This is a genomic window from Pseudomonas sp. NBRC 111143 (genome assembly GCF_001320965.1).
Classification (GTDB): domain Bacteria; phylum Pseudomonadota; class Gammaproteobacteria; order Pseudomonadales; family Pseudomonadaceae; genus Aquipseudomonas; species Aquipseudomonas machongensis.
In genome coordinates this window covers 1-20,770 of the sequence record NZ_BCBT01000082.1, presented here as the reverse complement: position 1 = coordinate 20,770, position 20,770 = coordinate 1, and the positions used below count along the sequence as shown (strand labels likewise).

The 20,770-nt window shown below is 61.9% G+C and carries 9 protein-coding genes, 1 rRNA gene and 1 pseudogene; 3 read left to right on the top strand and 8 right to left on the bottom strand.

Going from position 1 to position 20,770, the window contains the following annotated elements; genetic code table 11:
- Nucleotides 1-58: 58 nt before the first annotated feature.
- A 5S ribosomal RNA gene (gene rrf / locus APH44_RS27650) occupies nucleotides 59-174 on the top strand.
- Nucleotides 175-292: 118 nt separating this feature from the next.
- Here rrf and APH44_RS27645 read toward each other — a convergent pair.
- The 6 genes from APH44_RS27645 to APH44_RS27620 all read right to left on the bottom strand — a co-directional run bounded on the left by APH44_RS27645 (nucleotide 293) and on the right by APH44_RS27620 (nucleotide 7,876).
- Nucleotides 293-760: an SRPBCC family protein gene (locus APH44_RS27645; RefSeq protein WP_054895499.1), complete on the bottom strand. Its 468-nt coding sequence runs from the start codon at nucleotides 758-760 to the stop codon at nucleotides 293-295.
- Nucleotides 761-795: 35 nt separating this feature from the next.
- Nucleotides 796-4,227 (bottom strand): amino acid adenylation domain-containing protein, encoded by a 3,432-nt coding sequence (locus APH44_RS27640; RefSeq protein ID WP_054895498.1) that lies wholly within the window; start codon nucleotides 4,225-4,227, stop codon nucleotides 796-798.
- A gap of 10 nt (nucleotides 4,228-4,237) precedes the next feature.
- Complete coding sequence (locus tag APH44_RS27635; RefSeq protein ID WP_054895497.1) at nucleotides 4,238-5,167, bottom strand: diiron oxygenase; 930 nt, start codon at nucleotides 5,165-5,167, stop codon at nucleotides 4,238-4,240.
- The gene (locus tag APH44_RS27630; protein WP_054895496.1) at nucleotides 5,164-5,940 is read right to left on the bottom strand and encodes a DUF3050 domain-containing protein; all 777 of its coding nucleotides are present in this window, start codon (nucleotides 5,938-5,940) and stop codon (nucleotides 5,164-5,166) included. The genes APH44_RS27635 and APH44_RS27630 overlap by 4 nt, the downstream gene beginning before the upstream one ends.
- 591 nt (nucleotides 5,941-6,531) lie before the next feature.
- Nucleotides 6,532-6,972: a thioesterase domain-containing protein gene (locus APH44_RS29950; protein WP_177339420.1), complete on the bottom strand. Its 441-nt coding sequence runs from the start codon at nucleotides 6,970-6,972 to the stop codon at nucleotides 6,532-6,534.
- A gap of 211 nt (nucleotides 6,973-7,183) precedes the next feature.
- On the bottom strand, nucleotides 7,184-7,876 hold the full coding sequence (locus APH44_RS27620; RefSeq protein WP_054895494.1) for a GntR family transcriptional regulator: 693 nt from the start codon (nucleotides 7,874-7,876) through the stop codon (nucleotides 7,184-7,186).
- A 204-nt stretch (nucleotides 7,877-8,080) separates the two neighbouring features.
- Between APH44_RS27620 and lapG the strand changes: the two genes are divergently transcribed.
- Both lapG and lapD read left to right on the top strand, forming a co-directional pair.
- Nucleotides 8,081-8,842 (top strand): cysteine protease LapG, encoded by a 762-nt coding sequence (gene lapG, locus APH44_RS27615; RefSeq protein WP_172964801.1) that lies wholly within the window; start codon nucleotides 8,081-8,083, stop codon nucleotides 8,840-8,842.
- A gap of 9 nt (nucleotides 8,843-8,851) precedes the next feature.
- Nucleotides 8,852-10,798 carry a cyclic di-GMP receptor LapD gene (lapD, locus tag APH44_RS27610; RefSeq protein WP_054895493.1) on the top strand — a complete coding sequence of 649 codons (1,947 nt, stop codon included), beginning with the start codon at nucleotides 8,852-8,854 and terminating at the stop codon, nucleotides 10,796-10,798.
- A 98-nt stretch (nucleotides 10,799-10,896) separates the two neighbouring features.
- On the opposite strand, the gene APH44_RS27605 is transcribed toward lapD, so the two are convergent.
- Nucleotides 10,897-11,238, bottom strand: coding sequence for a hypothetical protein (locus tag APH44_RS27605; RefSeq protein ID WP_054895500.1), 342 nt, complete (start codon nucleotides 11,236-11,238; stop codon nucleotides 10,897-10,899).
- Between the two features lie 159 nt (nucleotides 11,239-11,397).
- A pseudogene (locus APH44_RS27600) lies at nucleotides 11,398-20,763 on the bottom strand (immunoglobulin-like domain-containing protein); the annotation flags it as partial.
- Nucleotides 20,764-20,770: the final 7 nt, after the last annotated feature.

Below are 20,770 nucleotides of genomic sequence, written 5' to 3'. Positions count from 1 at the left end.
AAGTAGAGAGTACAGAGATTCGCAGGCACGTCCTTGAGACGGCCAGCACACAGAATTTCTTGACGACCATAGAGCATTGGAACCACCTGATCCCATCCCGAACTCAGCAGTGAAACGATGCATCGCCGATGGTAGTGTGGGGTTTCCCCATGTGAGAGTAGGTCATCGTCAAGATTCATTTCGCAAAACCCCTATCTGCGTGAGCAGGTAGGGGTTTTGTCTTTCTGGCGTCCAAGAAAAACCGCTGCTGTGGTCAGCGTACTTCCCACAACAGCGGCCTGGGTTATCGCTTTCAGCTCAGCAGATTGCGCACGTTCGCCATCGCCTCATCGGCAAAGCCCTGGAGAAATACCTGGAAGCCTGGCAATGCCTCCGGGCCGCCTTCCCAAGGTTCGGCCTGGATAGTCCAGACCGCACGGCTGCGATGCGCATCCAGCGCCTCGACCTGCATCGCAGCCCACAGGTTGCCGATATTCAGGCTGGTGTAGATCAGGCTCCAAGTCATTTGCATTGTCTGCTGGTCTCGCGAGTTCAACTGCTCGATTACCACATTCCCGTCCTTGAACAGTTTCTTGCGCACCGAACGTACGCCGCTTCCGGTCATGTCGATGTGGGCCAAAGCGGGGATGAATACCGGGAAGCCGGCGAAGTTGCCAACGATGTTCCATACCGCCTCCGCCGGGGCTGCAATGTCCACGCTGGATACCACCAGGCAGCCTTGTGGATTACGGATCAGCGTGTCGGGTTTGAGTGTTTGCATGCGATGTTGCTCCTGTTGTGGATGAACCGAAGGAATCAGAGAAAGCCGATAGCGCTCAGGTAGCGGCAGCCGCGACGCAGCAACTGCGCGTCCTTGGCCGGGTAGCAGACACCCATGCGCCGAACGCCCTCGCGGGCATTACCGTGCTCGATGCTGGAGATATCGCCGATGTCCTCCTCGAAGCCGTCGAGGTAAAAGCCCAGGACATCGAACAGCGCGTTGTCGCGATCTACCCGACTCAACTGGCCTTGCCACTGCTCCACCTCGACCAGCTCGAAGTGGTGGCCCTGCTCGCGGAACGCGGCCAGGTAGTCTTGCCAACGCAGCGGTTCGGGGTTGTGCAGGTTGAAGACGCATTGCGCGGGGTGGTGCCTGCTGCTGTGGAAGGCGATGAAGCGGGCGAGGAAGTCCACCGGCATGAGGTCGAAATCGATCTCCAGTCGTGGCACCTGGCCCAGCTGCAGTGAGCCCTTGAGCATCAGCATCAAGCGATTGCGCTGGGGCTGGCACACGCCATTGCGGCTGTCGAAGCTGATATTGCCGGGGCGGAACAGATTTACCCGTACCCCTGCTTCACGCGCCCGCTGGAGAATACGTTCGCCGACCCATTTGCTCAGGTTGTAGCCATTGCGGATGTAGATCGGCGGAGTCGACACGGGGCCTTGCTCCAGCACGCGGCCGTCGCTGTCCATTGCGCTACACGCGGACAGCGTCGAGACGAAGTTGAAGACCTTCTTGCGCCGCCCTTCGCACAGGCGCAGGCACTCGAACAGTGGTTCGATGTTGTCGCTGGCCAAGGCCTGGTAGTCGAGTACGTGATTGACCTGGGCGGCGTTGTGCACCAGTGCGCCGTAGTTCAAGTCGAGATCGTCGTAGTCCGCGTCGCTCAACCCCAGCCGAGGGCGGCGCAGGTCCGCGTCGAATACCCGCACGCGCTCATCATCGAGGCTCAGCTGATTGTCTGCCAGCGCTTGCCTGAAGCGTTCAGTGGCCGTCTGGGTTGCGTTGCTACGTACCAGGCATGCCACCTCCGTGGCCCCCCAGCCAAGCAGTGCTTCGACCAGATGCACGCCGAGAAAGCTGTTGGCGCCCGTGACGATGACCTTGTGCACATCTCCCATGGCCTGCAGGGGCAGTACCTGAAGGTTCAAGTCACGGTTGGCGTCCTGCTCCAGGCGTTCGAGTGAACTGTCCAGTGCGGCAGCGTCACCGTCGAGCAACGCACCCAGGCGCTGTAGCGTCGGCTGTTCGATGAAGCGATTGATCGCCACGCCGCGGCCGAAGGCCTGGCGCACCTCCAGCAGCAGCCTCGACAGCAGGATCGAATGTCCGCCCAGGCTGAAGAAGCTGTCGTCGGCGGAAATATCCGCCTGGTCCAGTTCCAGCAGTCCACTCCAGAGCCCCAGCAGACGCTGCTCGGTTGGTGTGCCGGGTGCTATTCGCTGTGCCGCTGGCAACGTCAGTGGCAGCGTCCGCAACGCCAGGCGGTCGACCTTGCCGTTAGCGGTGTAGGGCATCTGCTCCAACACCTGGTAGAACCCCGGACGCATGTAGTCGGGCAGATGCCGCTCAGCATGCTGACGCAGTGCAGTGTCGGCCTGATGGCTTGTCGGCTGCGCAGCGAAAGCCAGCACGCGGCGCTGGGCATCGATCACCACCGCGATCTGTGCATACAGGCCGCTGTTGCGCAGGCAGTGTTCGATTTCTTCCGGCTCTACGCGAAATCCACGGATCTTCACCTGATTGTCGCGTCGCCCGGACAGCTCGATGCCCTGTGCGGTCCATTTGCCAATGTCACCTGTACGGTAGGTACGCAGCGAACGGCCATCGGGCAAGTCGAGTGCGATGAAACGCTCGGCGGTCAGTTCTGGATTGTTGAGATACCCCAGCCCGACCCCCGGGCCGCAGATGTACAGTTCTCCGGGCGTCTCCTGAGTGACCGGCTGCAAATCGTCGTCCAGGATCAGCACCTGAGTATTGGCGATCGGCACCCCCAGGTTGCGATTACTGTCACCGGCAGCGCAGATGCGAGTAGTCGCCAATACCGTGGTTTCGGTTGGGCCATAGATGTTGTGCATCCGGCATTGTTCGCTGTACCGAGCGATGACCTGGGGCTCGCAGACATCGCCTCCGGTGATCAGGTGGCGCAGGCCAAGCGGTTCATCAGGCGGGAGGATGCTCAGCAGTGCTGGCGGCAGAAACGCATGGCTCACGGCCTGGCTGTGGATAAGTTGCACCAGTAGCTGCGGATCACGGCGCTGGTCATCGCTGGGAATGACCAGTTCCGCGCCGCAGGCGAAGGTCGGCAGGATATCCAGCAGCGAGGCATCGAAGCCGATGGTTGAGAACTGCAGCACCCGGCTGTGCGCATCCAGCGCGACATGCTCGCGATACCAGGCGATGAAGTGGGTGAGGTTGCGCTGGCTGAGCAACACGCCTTTCGGTTGGCCGGTGGTGCCAGAGGTGTAGATCGCCACGCAGGCCCGCTCTGCTGTCCCTTGCCGCAGGACCAGCGAGGGCAGGCAACTGTCAGTGGCCGCCTGCAGCGTGCGCACATCCAGCAGGGCCAGTCCGGCATGTGGCTGGCCGTCATGCAGCAGTACCCGCGCCCCGGAGTCCTGCAGGATGCGTTGGCGACGCTCTGTGGGCGTCGTCGGGTCCAGTGGTAGGTAGATTGCGCCGCAACCCAATATCGCCAGCACGCTGGCATAGAGTGCCGGCGACTTGGCCAGACACACGCCCACCACCACAGGCTGATCGTCCTGATCAGGCAGTAATGGCAACAGTGCCCGTTGCAAGGTCACGGCGAGAGCGTGCAGGTCGTGATAGCTGCTGCGCTGGCCATCGCGGTTCAGCGCCGGTTTCTGCGCGTACTGGCGCAGAGGCTGCTCCAGGCCCTCCATCAAGCCGACTTCACTCGATACCAGCAGGTCTGCGCGCTGGGAGCGGTTGAGCGGATGACGGTAGGCCAGCGTTTGCAGCCAATCCAGGCCGTGCTCACGCATCTGTAGGCCAGGCTCGACGGTGCACGTTTCGCTCAGGTGTTGCGGATCGCGGGCGAGGCAGGCGACCTGATGGGTGACCTGCTCCTCCAAAGCTCGCACGGCATCTTCACGCAGTTGCTGGCCATTGCCCGAGGAGGGTGCGACCAATGATACCCGGCTGATCAGGCGCGCAGCCGTGGCACTGGCGCACCAGCACAGCAGTTCCAGGTGTGGCAGGGTGTCGCCGTGGCTGGCGCCCAGGCGGATCCTGAGCAACGGCGTTTCCCCCAGGAGGGCCCAGTCACTGGTGCACAGCACCAGGCTGCCGTCTTCCAGAACCAGAGAGTGATGGCTGGCCAGGGCCTGGCGTAGCGCCGAGGGTGTACCGGCCAGCAGGGTGCCGTGGCCCTGCTCGTCGAGTCTCCGGGCCAGGTTGCGCAGCGCGAGGCTGTGGCCTACCAATAGTATGTCGAGACGTCGCATGCGGATCTCCTCAGGGCAGGTAGCCGCGCAGGGCTTCCTGCACGCAAGGCGACTCGAGCATCGAGCTGCTGCGGAAGAAGCGCAGGATGTTGCCCAGCAACGGATGCTGGTGGTTGATCGGATAGGCCAGGCCGAGCACTTCCTCGCGCAGCGACTGGCGCAGTGTTTCGTTGACTGGCAACGCCTCGATCAGGTTGAAGTCGAAGGCCTGCTGGATGTCGTTGGTCAGGTACTGGCCCAGGAACACGGGCAGCACCTGGGCGATCATCTGGCGATCGACCTCCGGCGCGGCTTGCCAATAGATCCGCGTCAGACGCGCCCAGAAGCTCGAATGCCGACCCTCGTCGAGCAGGTGATCGGCCATCAGCCCCTTCACCGAAGGCTTGACCGTGTCATCGCGGGCAAAGGCGGCGACATCGTCGGTCAGGGTGTTTTCGGCGATGCCGACGCAGATCAGCTCGAGGGCGTCCCGCAGCGCTTCTGGCACCTGTGCCAGTGCAGAGGGGATCGCACGGCTGAGTTCGATCTCTGTAGGCAGGGCGATCGGCTCGAGGCCGGTCAGGGCGATGGTCTGCTGCAGGAAGTCCATGGCCACCAGCGCGTGGTAGTCCTCGTCGACCACCACGGTCATTGCGTCGTAGCGACAGGCGAAGGGAAAACGCACGGTGAAGCGGTCCTTGGCAATCCGCCGGGCCGTGCGGTCGACGATCTCGGTCTCGAAGATCACCACGTCGTTGATGAACTTGTAGAGGCTCTGCACCAGCACGAAATCACGCAGGTGTGGGCAAGCCCTCTGGAACGTGGCGCTTTGCACCAACGGTTGGCGGCTGAGCGGGTAGATCAGCCGCTGGTCGTCCTCGATCCGACGCCGCGGGCGAGTGCGGATGGTGGCACGCTCCTCCCATACGTCGGCGAAGGAGCGGTATTCGAGCGCATTCATGGCGTGACCTCGCTGGCGACTACCTGCAGCGAGGCGCGCAGACGGTCCCACAACGCGGTGCGGCTCTGGACGGCGGCGATGGCGGCTTCGTACACCTCGTGCTGACGTTGCGGGTCATCGTTCACCAGGCGCGCCAGCAGCGCTTCGGCGGCCGGACCGTGATCTTCGGCGTCGACCTCGATGTGGCGCTGCAGGTAATAGCGAAAAGTCGGGGCCTGCGCCTGGCCGATGCCCCACTCGTCGAGGATTTGCTGGAACATTGCGGGAATGACACTTTCACGGCCATGCAGGAACGCTGCTGCCACGCGATGGGCAGGCGCGTTGAGTGCCACGTCGAGTGTGTCGACGACGAAGTGCCTGGCTGCCTCGCTCGCGCCGCAGCGCTGCAGGGCGGTGGCGTAGTCGAGCCCCTGTCGCTGCAGGTGGACGAAGCGCTCGATTGCCTGCGTGTTGGCACCGACTTCGCGCATGGCGTCCAGATACAGTTCGAAGTGGCTGTAGTGGCCGTGCTGCGGGCAGTCATCAGACTCTTCGCCGAGCACGATCTCGTTGATCAGCCGGGCAGCGGCGGGGTCCACCGGTGGTAGCCAGGGCAGGCTTACGCAGGTCAGTTCCCGTTGCAGGCGCTTGGTCAGCGACATGAAGTCCCACACCGCGAAAACATGGGTTTCCATGAAGCGTCGCAAGGTTTCAACGGTGTCGATTTCTGAAAAGAGTGGATGTCGTGCGAGCGTGGCTTTATGACTGGCAAGTGTGCGCTTCAATGTGCTCATGGGTAATATCCATTGTGCGAAAGTTGGCATGTTTTCCCGATAAGTTGCAGCCTCTGAAATACATCGGGCGAACGCGGGCCTCGACATATACTCGATGGCTGAACAGTCTCAGGGATAGTGGCCGCCCCTTGATTCATCTGGCTTGTGCGGAGTCAAGCCGTGGTGGGTACCGGCGATATAAAAGTTAGAACAACATCAAAGTGTGTCGCAAATGTTTTTTGAAATATTTTTAATATTTAAAAAGTTGCATTAATAGTGATCCGAATAAAACACTTTGAATGTTTTATTTTGGCAAGACAGGCCCCTTCCGATAATTAATCATCAGAAAACGAAGTTGAGTGAATGCCTCACTCGAAGCACTGGTGAATGGGAGTGCGAGGATATTCCACTGTTGAGGGGCGGCTGATCGCCACGCGGCCCTTGCCCCGGTGTCGGGCTCCTTCTGCGGGTAAATGGAAGGCATACGACCGGGCCCGGGATGGACGATCAGCAGTCGCAGCGCGACTAGAGTGGGCTCAAACGACTCGCGCTGCCATGGTCATTGGCAGCGTATCGGGGGAAACAATGACCTCGGGAGGGGGAGTTGCGTGCTTAGAAGCCCAGCAAGCCAAGATGCGTGTTGAAGATTCTGACGAGTCTTTGGTCTTGATATGACTTGTCAACGCTGTGCTCGGGCAGCTCGATGAGCTCCAGCTCGCGCCGGACGAAGGCGTGCCAGCCAAGCATTTCGGGGAGTGTGCCAGGTGGGTAGAGCACCGTCACCGGTATCCGTATGGCATTCGCGCTGGCAGCGGGCTCGGCGACCCTTGGGCTGTCACAGCTGGAAACAAACAAATGGCGGGTCTGCTCGGGGTATTCGCGTTCCGCGAGTTGGGCCAGTTCGAACGCCATGTGGGCGCCCAGGCGCTGACCAAAAAGGGCATGGGGTCCTTCAAGGTAGGGATGCAGGTACTTGGCCACGGTTCGGGCGAGGGCGGAGGGGCCTTGCAGCGGATTACACGGGCTGCATTCGGCATGGCGTCTGACATCCACCGCTACCAGTTCGATCGCTCAGGGCATGGGACCAGGCGCGGTATTGCCCCAGGTGCTCCTGGCTGCAGGCAAGGCAGATGAGACGGGTTCTCGGGGGTTGCCCGGAGTGCTCTGTTACCGATGGTTTCTGGACGTGCACTGTCTGTCCTTCGCTCCGTTCGGTAACGGAGCTTCATGGCTGACACGGTTTGTGGCTGTGTCAGCGGGTGATTCACCTGGCGGCTTGGCTGTTCAGGTAGTTCCTGATGGTGCGGGATGCCGTATTGAGGTGCCTTTCCAGCACGTCGATGGCCTGGTCGACCAACATGTCGCTGGCCGCGTCCACCAGTGCGATGTGGTCGTCCTGAGTCAGCTTTCCCAGGCCCATCGACGACAGGTGGAAGCGCAGGAAGCGCTCCTCTTCGTTGAGTTCGATCTCGATCATGCGCAGCAACTTGTGGTTGTGCGCCTTGCTGTACAGCGTCATGTGGAACAGGCGGTTGAGGCGTCCGATCTCGGCGTGGCGCGTCTCGTTTTCCAATTGCTGGATATAGCTGCGGGCGAGGGCGATGTCGCTTGCGTCCAGGTGGGGAATCGACTGGCGCAGCGCTTCTGTCTCGAGCAGAACGCGCAGGCCGTAGGTGTCGACGGCATCCTCGCCGATCAGCGGTGCGACCACGGCGCCCTTGTGCATCACTACCTTGAGCAGCGATTGCGCCTCGAGCTGGCGCAGCGCCTCGCGTACCGGCATGCGGCTGACCCCGAACAGGCCAGCGAGCTCCTGCTGGCGCAAGGCGGTGCCAGGAGGCAGCCGGCCATCGACAATGGCGCTGCGCAGACGCTCTTCGATCACGCTGCGGGCCAGGTGTGCTGGCACCTGCTCGTTACCCAGCACGGAGCTGAGGAATCTGGTTTTCTCGGCCACGCGGAGTCTGCCTCGATGATTGCGATGATTGGATCCAATAACCCTAGTCAGCGGGGTGATGGCTTGTCAAACCGCAGTGACGGACGCCTGCGGCCGATGGAGTGCGGCTATCGTGAATGAAGTCATCGAGCAAAGGAAGTCGGACTTTTCCTGGCTCGATGATCGTAACCTCCTACGCTTTTTCAAGCGCACCGTGATTGTAAGGTGCCATTGTCTTTTCCCCCGGCAAGCCGCACCATCGCTGCTTTCGACTGGTCTGGATGGGTGTTCGCAGTGGCGATACCTGGAATGCTCAATTTGGCCGTGCGTCGCCTCGGCCTCGCCGTACTGCTTGGCTGCCTGCTGCTGGGCGGCCTGCATGCGGATTGGGATTTCGCCCAGATCAGCCGTCGCGCGCAACAGCTGTACGGCCCGCTTGGCCCAGGGCAGGGGCGTATCGACGCCTGGCAGAACCTGATGGCCACCCAGAACCAGGGCAGCGAGCTGGACAAACTGCAGGTCGTCAATCTGTTCTTCAACAAGCAGCTGCGTTATGTCGAGGACATCGACCTGTGGCATGAAGTCGATTACTGGGCCACGCCGGTCCAGTCGCTGATCAAGGGCGCCGGCGACTGCGAGGACTACGCCATCGCCAAGTATTTCAGCCTGCGCCGCATGGGGGTGCCCGCCGAAAAACTGCGCATCACCTACGTCAAGGCGTTGCGCCTGAACCGGGCGCACATGGTCCTGACCTATTATTCAAGCCCACAGGCCCAGCCGCTGGTGCTGGACAGCCTGATGGACGCGATCAAGCCGGCCAGCCAGCGCAACGACCTGCTGCCGGTCTATGCCTTCAATGGCGAGGGTTTGTGGCTGACCGGCGCCGGCGGCAACAAGAAGGTCGGCGACACCAAGCGCCTGTCACGCTGGCAGGATGTGCTGAAGAAAATGCAGGCCGAAGGGTTCCCGGCCGAACCGGTTTATTGAGGAGCACAGATGTCACTGTTCAAACAATTGTTGCTTGCCATATGCCTGCTCCTGGCCATTGCCTTCAGCGGCAGCTTCATGGTCAGCCTGGAGAGTTCGCGCAGCCAGTACGTCAACCAGCTGCGTTCCCACGCCCAGGACGCGGCGACGGCGCTGGCCTTGTCGCTCACACCCAACATCGATGATCCGGCAATGGTCGAGCTGATGGTCAGCTCGATCTTCGACAGTGGTTATTACTCGAGCATCAAGGTCATCGACCTGGACTCCAACGCCGTCCTGGTCGAGCGTCATGCCGAGCCGGACAGCAATGGGGTGCCAGGCTGGTTCATCGGCCTGATCGGCCTTGAGCCGGCCGGCGGCGATGCCATTGTCAGCCGGGGATGGCAGCAGGCCGCGCGGGTCGAGGTCATCAGCCACCCGATGTTCGCCCTGGCCAAGCTCTGGCAGAGTGCCCTGGGCAGCCTGGGCTGGTTGCTGCTGTGCGGCGTGGTGAGTGCGGTGCTGGGTGCACTGCTGCTGCGCCGCCAACTGCGGCCGCTGGACTACATGGTGGCGCAGTCCCACGCCATCGCCCGCCGTGAGTTCCTCAGCCTGCCTGAGCTGCCGCGCACGCCAGAACTGCGTCGGGTGGTGCAGGCGATGAACCAGATGGTCGAGAAGCTCAAGGCACTGTTCACCGAACAGGCCGAGCGCAGTGAAAAGCTGCGCAGCGAGTCGTACCAGGACAGCCTCACGGGGCTGGCCAACCGGCGCTACTTCGAAATGCAGTTGAACACGCGTGTCAGCAACCTCGAAGAGGCCCGAGCCGGTTATCTGCTGTTGCTGCGTGTGCAGGACCTGGCCGGCCTCAACGCCCGCTTGGGTGGTCAGCGCACCGACCAGTTGTTGCAGGCGGTGGGCGAGCAGCTGCGGCGCACATGTGCCAGCTATCCGGAAACCAAGGACCTCATCACCCGCAGCCGCGGTGGCGAGTTTGCTGTTCTGGCACCGGGCATGGTGCATGAAGAGGCGGTGCAACTGGCACAGGCCCTCGAGGCAACCTTGCAGAGCCTGCATGTGACAGGTGCCAGCGATGTCGACCCGGTGGCGTGTATCGGATTGGCGCCGTTCAGCCCTGGGGACGCACCGCAAGCCCTGTTGAAGCTGGCTGACGAGGCGCTGGCACGGGCCGAGAGCCAACCGGAGCCAGGCTGGGTCTGCCTGGAGCAGGGCGCCGCGGCCCAGGCTGCCGACAGCCATCACGTCTGGCATTCACGTCTTGACCAGGCTCTGGACAAGGGTCAGTTCCAACTGTTCTTCCAGCCTGTGGTGGACTGCCATGCGCCAGAGCGAGTCCTGCACTACAAGGTTATTTCGCGCCTGTACGACGGACAGGACGAGGCGCTTGTCGCAGGGCGCTTCCTGCCGTGGCTCGAGCGTTTCGGCTGGATGCCACGGCTCGACCTGCTGGTGCTGGAGAAGGTGTTGCGGCATCTGCAGCAGCATGGTGAGTCGCTGGCGCTGAACCTGTCTGCCGCCACCCTGGCCGATGCCAAAGCATTGCAGCGAGTCTACGAACTGCTGGGGCAGCATGCAGCATTGGGGCCGAGGTTGACCTTCGAGATTGGCGAGGAGCAACTGCCAGAACAGGCACAGCTGGAAAAACTGACCCGCCACTTGCACAAGCTCGGTTTTGGCCTGGCGCTGCAGCGCTTCGGCGGGCGCTTCAGCATGATCGGCAACCTGGCTCACCTGGGCTTGGCGTACCTGAAGATCGATGGCGGTTATATCCGCAGCATCGACCAGGAGCGGCACAAGCGGCTGTTCATCGAAGCGATCCAGGGGGCGGCGCACAGCATCGACCTGCCGCTGATTGCTGAGCGCGTCGAGACCGAAGGCGAGCTGCAGGTGTTGCGCGAGATGGGTGTGCAGGGGATTCAGGGGCAGTTGGTGGGCGAGCCTGCGCCTTGGAAATAAGGACGGTGCTGCGATCCGTGAAAGTATGCTGCTCTTTTCGCGGGTAGATCGGCGTTCCGATTCACACGCGAAACGAGCAGCGCGGTATCAGCAACTCTTCAGATCAACCCGCCTTCTTCATCTTCTTCGATCAGGTTGTTCAGGCTTCCCAGCGCCTTGCGCGCGGTGGAGCGGTTGAGCAGTTTTGCTTGGGCGCCGGGAGGCAGGTCGGTGATGCTGAACACGCCTTTGGCGGTCAACACCTCGATCAGGTCCTCGAGCACACGGATCATGTCCAGATCGCTCTGTTTGAGCTGCTTGAGACTGTTCTCCACGACGTCATCGGCGAACCATTCCTGGATTTCGGCATGGTCGGCCGGCAGCGCTTCGGTGTACTCGGCAAAGGCAGCTGCTTCTACCCGCAGCAACTGGCCGTTGGCGTCGCGTTGCACGTAGAACATGGCATCGACCCTCGTCACGATGATTCCTTCTTGGTTGTCAGCAGCATAGGCAAAGTTCAGCAGGCCTGCCGGGCCCGGCAAGCGAGTATGCGCCGTGAGGCGACGGCAGGAAAGCGCCAAGCCCCTGGCGGCCGGTGAAGGCCGTCAGGGGCGTGGGCATCAGCTGTTGGAGTTGTCGATCTTGATGGTCGGGTCGGCGCCACTGATCAACGAGTTGATCGTGGTGTTCGACCAGTTCACACCCTCGAGCTTGATCGACACATCCGCGTTGGCCAGGCCACCGGCGGCATTGAGCTTGCCCTCGGTGCTGACCTGCAGGGTCGACTCACCGTTCACGGTGGTGATCTTCAGGAAGTTGTCGATGGTGCTGGCCTTCTCGCCCTGCAGCAGGTCGCGCAGATCGAGGCGGTCGCCCTCACTGGCCTTGAAGTCCTTGATCACATCGTTGCCCAGGTCGCCGGCCTTCCACACGAAGGTGTCGGCACCGGTGCCACCGATGAGGATGTCATCGCCCTTGCCACCGATCAGCACGTCGTTGCCGGCACCACCGATGAGGATGTCGTTGCCTTCACCGCCCAGCAGGGTGTCGTTGCCGGTGCCGCCGAGCAGGATGTCGTTGCCACGACCACCGTCGATGTAGTCGTCGCCACCCTGGCCGAAGATGATGTCGTCACCATCGCCGCCCATCAGCGTGTCGTTGCCATCGTTGCTGCGCGATACATCGAACTCGGTGTAGTGCTCGGTGATGTACTTGTGCATCGCCCGCCCATCTACATCGCCCGCATCGAGGCCCAGCTTGTTGGCGACATAGCCGCGAATCGCATCGACACCGGTACCTGCGACCGAGTCGAAGGTGACCAGATCACCGAAGATGATGTCGTTGCCATCACCGCCGTTGACCGTGTCGTTACCTGGCTGGGTGACCTCGGTGTGCCCAAGGATGGCCTCGGCCAGCTTGCTCGGGTCGATGTTGGTCTGCGGTTTGCCATCGGTGTCGAACGGCTTGAGGTCATTGGCCTTGATATCGCTGTTCAGGCCGATGGCCTCGACCTGCGACAGCCCCGACAGCAGCTTGAAGGCGGCGGTCGAGTCGTTCAGGGTCGCGGTCGTGGTATCGGAGCCGTTACCGGCGCGGGAGGACAGTTCGTAGCCACCGTTACCTTCGGCACGTACATCGCCGCTGGTGGTCACGGTCCAGCCGCCCCAGGAGTAGGTCTGGACGGTCAGCTTGCCGGTGCTGTCGATGGTTATGTAGTTCGTATTGTTCAGGTACGTGGAGATCGTATTGCCTGGTTTCCAGTTGTTCGCAGTCAGGAAGCTGTCCAGCGTGGTGCTGGTGCTGCCCAGGGTCGGGTTGCCGCGCTCGCTGGTCTGGTAGTAGGTCGGCTTGCCGTCGGTGACGAAGAACGTCTGGTTGCTGCCGGTGTTGCCAGCATTCTGGAGGTTCTGGAACCAGTTGGCGGTGGTCTTGAAGGCGTCCTCGTAGTTGGTACCACCGTCGGAGTTCAGCGTCTTCAGGGCGTTGAGCAGGGTCTGCAGGCCGGCATCGTTGAGGGTCACCGAGACCGTGGATTTCACCTGGCTGGCGAAGTCCACGAGCAGGATGTTCACGGTACCGGACTGGTCGCCCTTGACGCTGGCGGCCAGGGTCTTGAACACCGACTCCAGCGACTTCTTCGCCGCATCCACGCCAGACGAGCCCATGCTGCCCGAGGTGTCGACGATGAAGGCGATGTTGTAGTTCTGACCTGGCACCACGTGCAGGCCGACCACGTCGGCGACGACGATATCGTTGCCATCGGTACCGGCAAAGTTGTCGCCTTCGGAGGTCAGGTTGCTGGTGTTGTAGGTCTGCGGGTACACCGTGACCTTGATGGTACCCTCGTTGGTCGCGGTGCTGCCGCCAACGCTTTCGCTGGAGGTCGAGCTGACCTTCACGTCGAACTGGCCGCTGTAGTAGGCCGGTGGCTTGATTGCCAGGCTGCCCAGGTTCCAGCCGGTGACATCCACCGCGCTGCTGCCGACGGTGAAGCTGTGGCCTGCGTTGTCGCTGATCACCGAACCTGCCGGGATGCCGCTGAGCTTGACGCTCAGGGTTTCCGAACCGTCGGTGTCGGTCAGGTTGGTGCTGATGCCCACCAGCTTGACCGGCGCGCCATTCTCGCGGCCTTCGTTGAGCTTGTAGCCTTCGTAGTAGCCTTGGCCGTTGCTGCCGTGCAGGTCGGAAACCGTCAGGCCTGCATTGGTCATGGAGCCTACGTTCGGGTACATCGGGATGGTCGAGCTGTTCAGGTCGGTGACCGCGCCGTTGCCCACCTTGATGTTGATGTCCAGGCTGCCAGGGCCGGCCTGGTTGGCGTTGTAGATCTCCAGGGTGTAGTAGCCGCTGGTGGTCGGGGTGTAGCTGCCGGTGATCGCGCCGCTGGCGTTGCCCCAGGTGCCGCTGGCGACGTTCTTGCCACCAATGACGATTTGCAGGCTGTCGTCGGCCGTGCCACTGAAGGTGTAGGTTTTGCCGGCTTCCAGATAGATCAGGCCGGAGGTCTTCGAGCCGGTGCCCGGGGTCACGGTGGCGGTGGTGTCGACGGTCGTGACCTGCTCGCTCTTGTTCGCGTTGCCGGAGTTGGCGAACACGTTCTTGAGTTGGTCGCCGGTGATGCCGTTACCGTTGTTGCCCAGGCCGTTGAGGCTGTTCCAGGTTTCCTTGGTCAGGCCGATCGAGTTGACGTTGTTGTTGCCGATCGACAGGTCAGGCCTGTCGGCGACCGGCGCGATGTCGACCTTCATGGTCACTTCGCTGCCGGTGTTGGTACCGTCGTTGGGCTTGTACTTGATCTGCGCGTAGTCGGCCTGCTTGTTGCCTACGCCGCTGCCACCGTAACCGTCGACGCCCGACTGGTTGGCCAGCGGTACGAACTTGAGCTTGCCGGCGGCGATGTCGGCCTGGCTGATGGTCTGGTTGAGCGACACGTCGACCCACGAAGTGCCGTTGAAGAACTTCAGGTTGCCCAGATCCGGCAGCTTGCTGATCGTCACGCCGAGGCCAGTGTTGCCATCGGCGTCGGTGACCTTGAAGTCGCCCCACTGGAACACGTAGTCGGTGTCTTCGGTGCCGGTGACGGCGCCGCCTGGCGATACCGGCATGTGGTCGTTGTCGATGATCGTGGTGGTGACGCTCGACTTGCTCGGGTTGACCTGCAGGTTTTCGAAGCCGCCGCCGCTGACACCGCTGATCTGGATGGTGAAGTTTTCCGAGCCTTCGACGAGCTGGTCGTCAATGGTCTTGATGTCGAAGTTGGCGGTGCTGGCGCCGGCCGGAATCTTCACGGTGACCACACCGGTGTAGTCCTGGCCGTTGGTGGCGGTGCCACTGTAGCTCAGGGTGACGGTGACCTCGGTCTTGGACGGATTGGTCAGGGTCAGGGTGTAGTGCGCGGTGTCGCCTTCGGTCACCGAAGTGTCGCCGCTGATGCCCACGGTGGTCAGGTCACCCTGGCCGCTCGGCTCGTCGGTGACGGTGGTGGTGACGGTGTTGCTGCCGAGGGTCAGCTTCTCGAAGTTGTCGCCGCCGGTGACCGATTCGATCTTGTTGACGATCGGTGCCTGGCCGCCGACATAGACGTCATCCTTGGCGGTGATGGTGAAGGTACCGGTGGCGCTGCCAGCCGGAACGGTCACTTTTGTGCCGTCGCTGAGGGTGAACACCAGGCCGTTGTGGCCGGTAACCGACAGGCCCTGGGCGTTGGTCAGCGTGACGGTGTAGGTCACCTGGCCGCCTTCGGTGACGGTGGTCTTGTCGGCGGACAGGGTCGCGACGACTTCGCTGATGGTGTCGGCGATCTGTACGGTGGCCGAGCCACCCAGTTCGAGGTTCTCGAAGGTCTTGCCCGGAACGGTGGCGTCGCTGATGCCCACGGTCAGAGAGCCCGAGTCTTTGAAGACATCATCGCCCTGGGCTGGCGCCTTGTACTCGACCTGAGTCTGGCCCGCGGCGATGGTGACCTTGTCGCCATTGCTCAGGGTGACGGTGAGCGGACGATCCAGCGGCTGGTTCACTTTGACGGTGAACGACGGTTGCTGATCTTCGGTGACGTTGCCGTTGCTGACGATGGTGACCGCGACCTTGTCGCCCTGGTTGCCGGAGCCCGGCGTGCCCACGCCAGGTTCGTCGGTGACAGAGGTGGTGACGGTATTGCTGCCGAGGGTCAGCTTCTCGAAGTTGTCGCCGCCGGTGACCGATTCGATCTTGTTGACGATGTTCGGCTGGCCGCCGACATAGACGTCGTCCTTGGCGGTGATGGTGAAGGTGCCAGTAGCGCTGCCAGCAGGCACGGTGACCTTGGTGCCATCGCTCAGGGTGAAGACCAGGCCGTTGTGGCCGGTGACCGACAGGCCTTGGGCGTTGGTGAGGGTGACGGTGTAAGTCACCTGGCCGCCTTCGGTGACGGTGGTCTTGTCGGCGCTGAGGGTAGCGACGACTTCGCTGATGGTGTCGGCGATCTGTACGGTGGCCGAGCCGCCGAGCTCCAGGTTTTCGAAAGTCTTGCCTGGTACGGAAGCGTCGGAAATACCAACGGTCAGCGAGCCCGAGTCCTTGAAGACGTCATCGCCCTGAGCTGGTGCCTTGTATTCCACCTGGGTCTGACCCGCAGCGATGGTGACCTTGTCGCCATTGCTCAGGGTGACGGTGAGCGGACGATCCAGCGGCTGGTTCACTTTGACGGTGAACGACGGTTGCTGATCTTCGGTGACGTTGCCGTTGCTGACGATGGTGACCGCGACCTTGTCGCCCTGGTTGCCGGAGCCCGGCGTGCCCACGCCAGGTTCGTCGGTGACAGATGTGGTGACGGTATTGCTGCCGAGGGTCAGCTTCTCGAAGTTGTCGCCGCCGGTGACCGATTCGATCTTGTTGACGATGTTCGGCTGGCCGCCGACATAGACGTCGTCCTTGGCGGTGATGGTGAAGGTGCCAGTAGCACTGCCCGCCGGAACGGTAACCTTGGTGCCATCGCTCAGGGTGAACACCAGACCGCCATGGCCGGTGACCGACAGGCCCTGAGCGTTGGTCAGCGTGACGGTGTAGGTCACCTGGCCGCCTTCGGTGACGGTGGTCTTGTCGGCGGACAGCGTTGCAACGACTTCGCTGATGGTGTCGGTGATCTGCACGGTGGCCGAACCACCGAGTTCAAGGTTCTCGAATGTCTTGCCTGGAACGGTTGCGTCGCTGATGCCAACGGTGAGCGAACCGGAATCCTTGAAGACATCGTCGCCTTGCGCTGGCGCCTTGTACTCGACCTGAGTCTGGCCCGCGGCAATGGTGACCTTGTCGCCATTGCTCAGGGTGACGGTCAGCGGACGATCCAGCGGCTGGTTCACTTTGACGGTGAAGCTTGGCTGCTGGGCTTCGTTCACATCGCCATTGCTGACAATGGTGACCGAGATCTTGTCGCCCTGGTTGCCTGACCCCGGAGTGCCGGTGCCGGGTTCGTCGGTGACAGAGGTGGTGACGGTATTGCTGCCGAGGGTCAGCTTCTCGAAGTTGTCGCCGCCGGTAACCGATTCGATCTTGTTGACGATGTTCGGCTGGCCGCCGACGTAAACGTCGTCCTTCGCGGTGATGGTGAAGGTGCCGGTGGCGCTGCCCGCCGGTACGGTGACCTTGGTGCCGTCGCTGAGGGTGAACACCAGGCCATTGTGGCCGGTGACCGACAGGCCCTGGGCGTTGGTCAGCGTGACGGTGTAGGTGACTTGGCCACCTTCACTGACGGTGGTCTTGTCGGCGGACAGGGTCGCGACGACTTCGCTGATGGTGTCGGCGATCTGTACGGTGGCCGAGCCACCCAGTTCCAGGTTCTCGAAGGTTTTGCCCGGTACGGTGGCATCGGAAATGCCGACGGTCAGGGAGCCGGAGTCCTTGAAGACGTCATCGCCTTGTGCCGGTGCCTTGTACTCGACCTGGGTCTGACCCGCAGCAATGGTGACCTTGTCGCCATTGCTCAGGGTGACGGTCAGCGGACGATCCAGCGGCTGGTTCACTTTGACGGTGAACGACGGTTGCTGATCTTCAGTGACATTGCCATTGCTGACGATGGTGACCGAGACCTTGTCGCCCTGGTTACCCGAGCCCGGCGTGCCCACGCCAGGTTCGTCGGTAACGGTGGTGGTGACGGTATTGCTGCCGAGGGTCAGTTTCTCGAAGTTGTCTGCACCGGTGACCGACTCCAGCTTGTTGACCAGCGAAGGCTGGCCGCCAACGTACACGTCATCCTTGGCGGTGACGGTAATCGAGCCGGTCTTCTGGCCGGCTGCCACGGTGATCTTGGTGCCGTCGCTCAGGGTGAATACCAGACCTCCGTGGGCAATGACCGGGAAGGCCGGCGGGCTGACCAAGGTCACGGTATAGGTGACCTGGCCGCCTTCGGCGACGGTGCTCTTGTCCACGGACAGGTTGGCGAACACCTCGGTGATGGTGTCGCTGATCTGCACGGTGGCCGAACCGCCGAGCTCCAGGTTCTCGAAGGTCTTGCCTGGAACGGTGGCATCGGTGATGCCGACGGTGAGCGAGCCTGCGTCCTTGAAGACGTCATCGCCCTGAGCTGGCGCCTTGTACTCGACCTGGGTCTGGCCTGCAGCAATGGTGACTTTGTCGCCGTTGCTCAGGGTGACGGTCAGCGGGCGATCCAGGATCTGGCTGACTTTCACGGTGAAGCTTGGCTGTTGTGCTTCGTTCACATCGCCGTTGCTGACGATGGTGACCGAGACCTTGTCGCCCTGGTTGCCGGAGCCCGGCGTGCCGGTGCCGGGTTCGTCGGTGACAGAGGTGGTGACGGTATTGCTGCCGAGGGTCAGCTTCTCGAAGTTGTCGCCGCCGGTGACGGACTCGATCTTGTTGACGATGTTCGGCTGGCCGCCGACATAGACGTCGTCCTTGGCGGTGATGGTGAAGGTGCCGGTGGCGCTGCCAGCCGGAACGGTCACTTTCGTGCCGTCGCTGAGGGTGAACACCAGGCCATTGTGGCCGGTGACCGACAGGCCCTGGGCGTTGGTCAGCGTGACGGTGTAGGTGACTTGGCCACCTTCACTGACGGTGGCCTTGTCTGCGGACAGGGTTGCGACGACTTCGCTGATGGTGTCGGCGATCTGTACGGTGGCCGAGCCACCCAGTTCCAGGTTCTCGAAGGTTTTGCCCGGTACGGTGGCATCGGAAATGCCGACGGTCAGGGAGCCGGAGTCCTTGAAGACGTCATCGCCCTGAGCTGGCGCCTTGTATTCCACCTGGGTCTGACCCGCGGCGATGGTGACCTTGTCGCCATTGCTCAGGGTGACGGTGAGCGGACGATCCAGCGGCTGATTCACTTTGACGGTGAACGACGGTTGCTGATCCTCAGTGACATTGCCATTGCTGACGATGGTGACCGAAACCTTGTCGCCTTCGTTGCCGGTGCCTGGGGTGCCGGTACCTGGTTCGTCGGTGACGCTCGTCTTCACTTCGTTCTGACCCAAGGTCAGCTTCTCGAAGTTGTCAGCGCCAGTGACGCCTTCCAGCTTGTTGACGATCGCTGGCTGGCCGCCAACGTACACGTCATCCGGCGCATGGATGGTGATGGTTCCGGTGGCGCTGCCCGCTGGAACGGTGACTTTGGTGCCGTCCGAGAGCGTAAAGACCAGACCATTGTGACCTTTGACGTCCAGGCCCTGGGCGTTGGTCAGGGTCACGGTGTAAGTGATCTCGCCGCCTTCGCTGACAGTAGTCTTGTCGGCGGTCAGGGTCGCGATGACTTCGCTTTCGGTGTCAGCGATCTGAACGGTTGCCGAGCCGCCGAGCTCCAGGTTCTCGAAGGTTTTGCCTGGAACACTGGCGTCGCTGATCCCAACGGTGAGCGAGCCCGAGTCTTTGAAGACATCGTCGCCCTGGGCAGGCGCCTTGTACTCGACCTGGGTCTGACCCGCAGCGATGGTGACTTTGTCACCATTGCTCAGGGTGACGGTCAGCGGACGATCCAGAATCTGATTCACCTTCACGGTGAACGACGGCTGTTGATCTTCGGTGACATTGCCGTTGCTGACGATGGTGACCGAGACCTTGTCGCCCTCGTTGCCAGTACCCGGAGTGCCAGTGCCTGGCTCGTCTGTCACCGTAGTAGTGACGGTGTTGTCGCCGAGGGTCAGCTTCTCGAAGTTGTCGCCGCCGGTGACGGACTCGATCTTGTTGACGATGTTCGGCTGGCCGCCGACATAGACGTCGTCCTTGGCGGTGATGGTGAAGGTGCCAGTAGCACTACCCGCCGGAACGGTAACCTTGGTGCCATCGCTCAGGGTGAATACCAGACCGCCATGGCCGGTGACAGACAGACCTTGGGCGTTCGTCAGGGTGACGGTGTAGGTGACCTGGCCGCCTTCGCTGACGGTGGTCTTGTCGGCGCTGAGAGTAGCGACTACTTCGCTGATGGTGTCGGCGATCTGCACGGTGGCCGAACCACCCAGTTCGAGGTTCTCGAAAGTCTTGCCCGGTACGGTGGCGTCGCTGATGCCAACGGTGAGCGAACCGGAATCCTTGAAGACGTCATCGCCTTGTGCCGGTGCCTTGTACTCGACCTGGGTCTGGCCTGCAGCGATGGTGACCTTGTCGCCATTGCTCAGGGTAACGGTCAGCGGACGATCCAGCGGCTGGTTCACTTTCACGGTGAACGACGGCTGCTGGTCTTCGGTGACGTTGCCATTACTGACGATGGTGACGGAGACCTTGTCGCCTTCGTTGCCGGTGCCAGGAGTGCCGGTGCCCGGTTCATCGGAGACATCGGTTTTCACTTCGCCCTGACCCAACGTCAGTTTCTCGAAGTTATCTGCGCCAGTGACGGATTCCAGCTTGTTCACGATCGATGGCTGACCGCCAACGTAGACGTCGTCCGGCGCATGGATGGTGATAGTCCCGGTGGCGCTGCCAGCCGGAACGGTGACTTTTGTGCCGTCGCTGAGCGTGAAGACCAAACCGCCATGACCTTTGACGTCCAGGCCCTGGGCGTTGGTCAGAGTAACGGTATAGGTAATCTCGCCACCTTCGGACACGGTGGTCTTGTCGGCGGTGAGGGTCGCGATGACTTCACTTTCGGTATCAGCAATCTGAACAGTGGCCGAACCACCGAGCTCGAGGTTTTCGAAGGTTTTGCCCGGTACGGTGGCATCGGAAATGCCGACGGTCAGGGAGCCGGAGTCCTTGAAGACGTCATCGCCCTGAGCTGGCGCCTTGTATTCCACCTGGGTCTGACCCGCGGCGATGGTGACCTTGTCGCCGTTGCTCAAAGTGACAGTCAGCGGACGATCCAGCGGCTGGTTCACTTTCACGGTGAACGACGGCTGCTGGTCTTCGGTAACGTTGCCATTGCTGACGATGGTGACGGAAACCTTGTCACCCTCGTTGCCAGTACCCGGAGTGCCAGTGCCTGGCTCATCGGTGACATCGGTTTTCACTTCGCCCTGACCCAGAGTCAGTTTTTCGAAGTTATCGGCACCAGTGACGGACTCCAGCTTGTTC

Bases quoted from the DNA above. Each gene is read 5' to 3' on its own strand.
- lapD (WP_054895493.1), top strand. From the start codon at position 8,852: ATGTCACTGTTCAAACAATTGTTGCTTGCCATATGCCTGCTCCTGGCC.
- APH44_RS27645 (WP_054895499.1), bottom strand. From the start codon at position 760: ATGCAAACACTCAAACCCGACACGCTGATCCGTAATCCACAAGGCTGC.
- APH44_RS27630 (WP_054895496.1), bottom strand. From the start codon at position 5,940: ATGAGCACATTGAAGCGCACACTTGCCAGTCATAAAGCCACGCTCGCA.
- APH44_RS27640 (WP_054895498.1), bottom strand. From the start codon at position 4,227: ATGCGACGTCTCGACATACTATTGGTAGGCCACAGCCTCGCGCTGCGC.
- APH44_RS27635 (WP_054895497.1), bottom strand. From the start codon at position 5,167: ATGAATGCGCTCGAATACCGCTCCTTCGCCGACGTATGGGAGGAGCGT.
- APH44_RS27605 (WP_054895500.1), bottom strand. From the start codon at position 11,238: ATGTTCTACGTGCAACGCGACGCCAACGGCCAGTTGCTGCGGGTAGAA.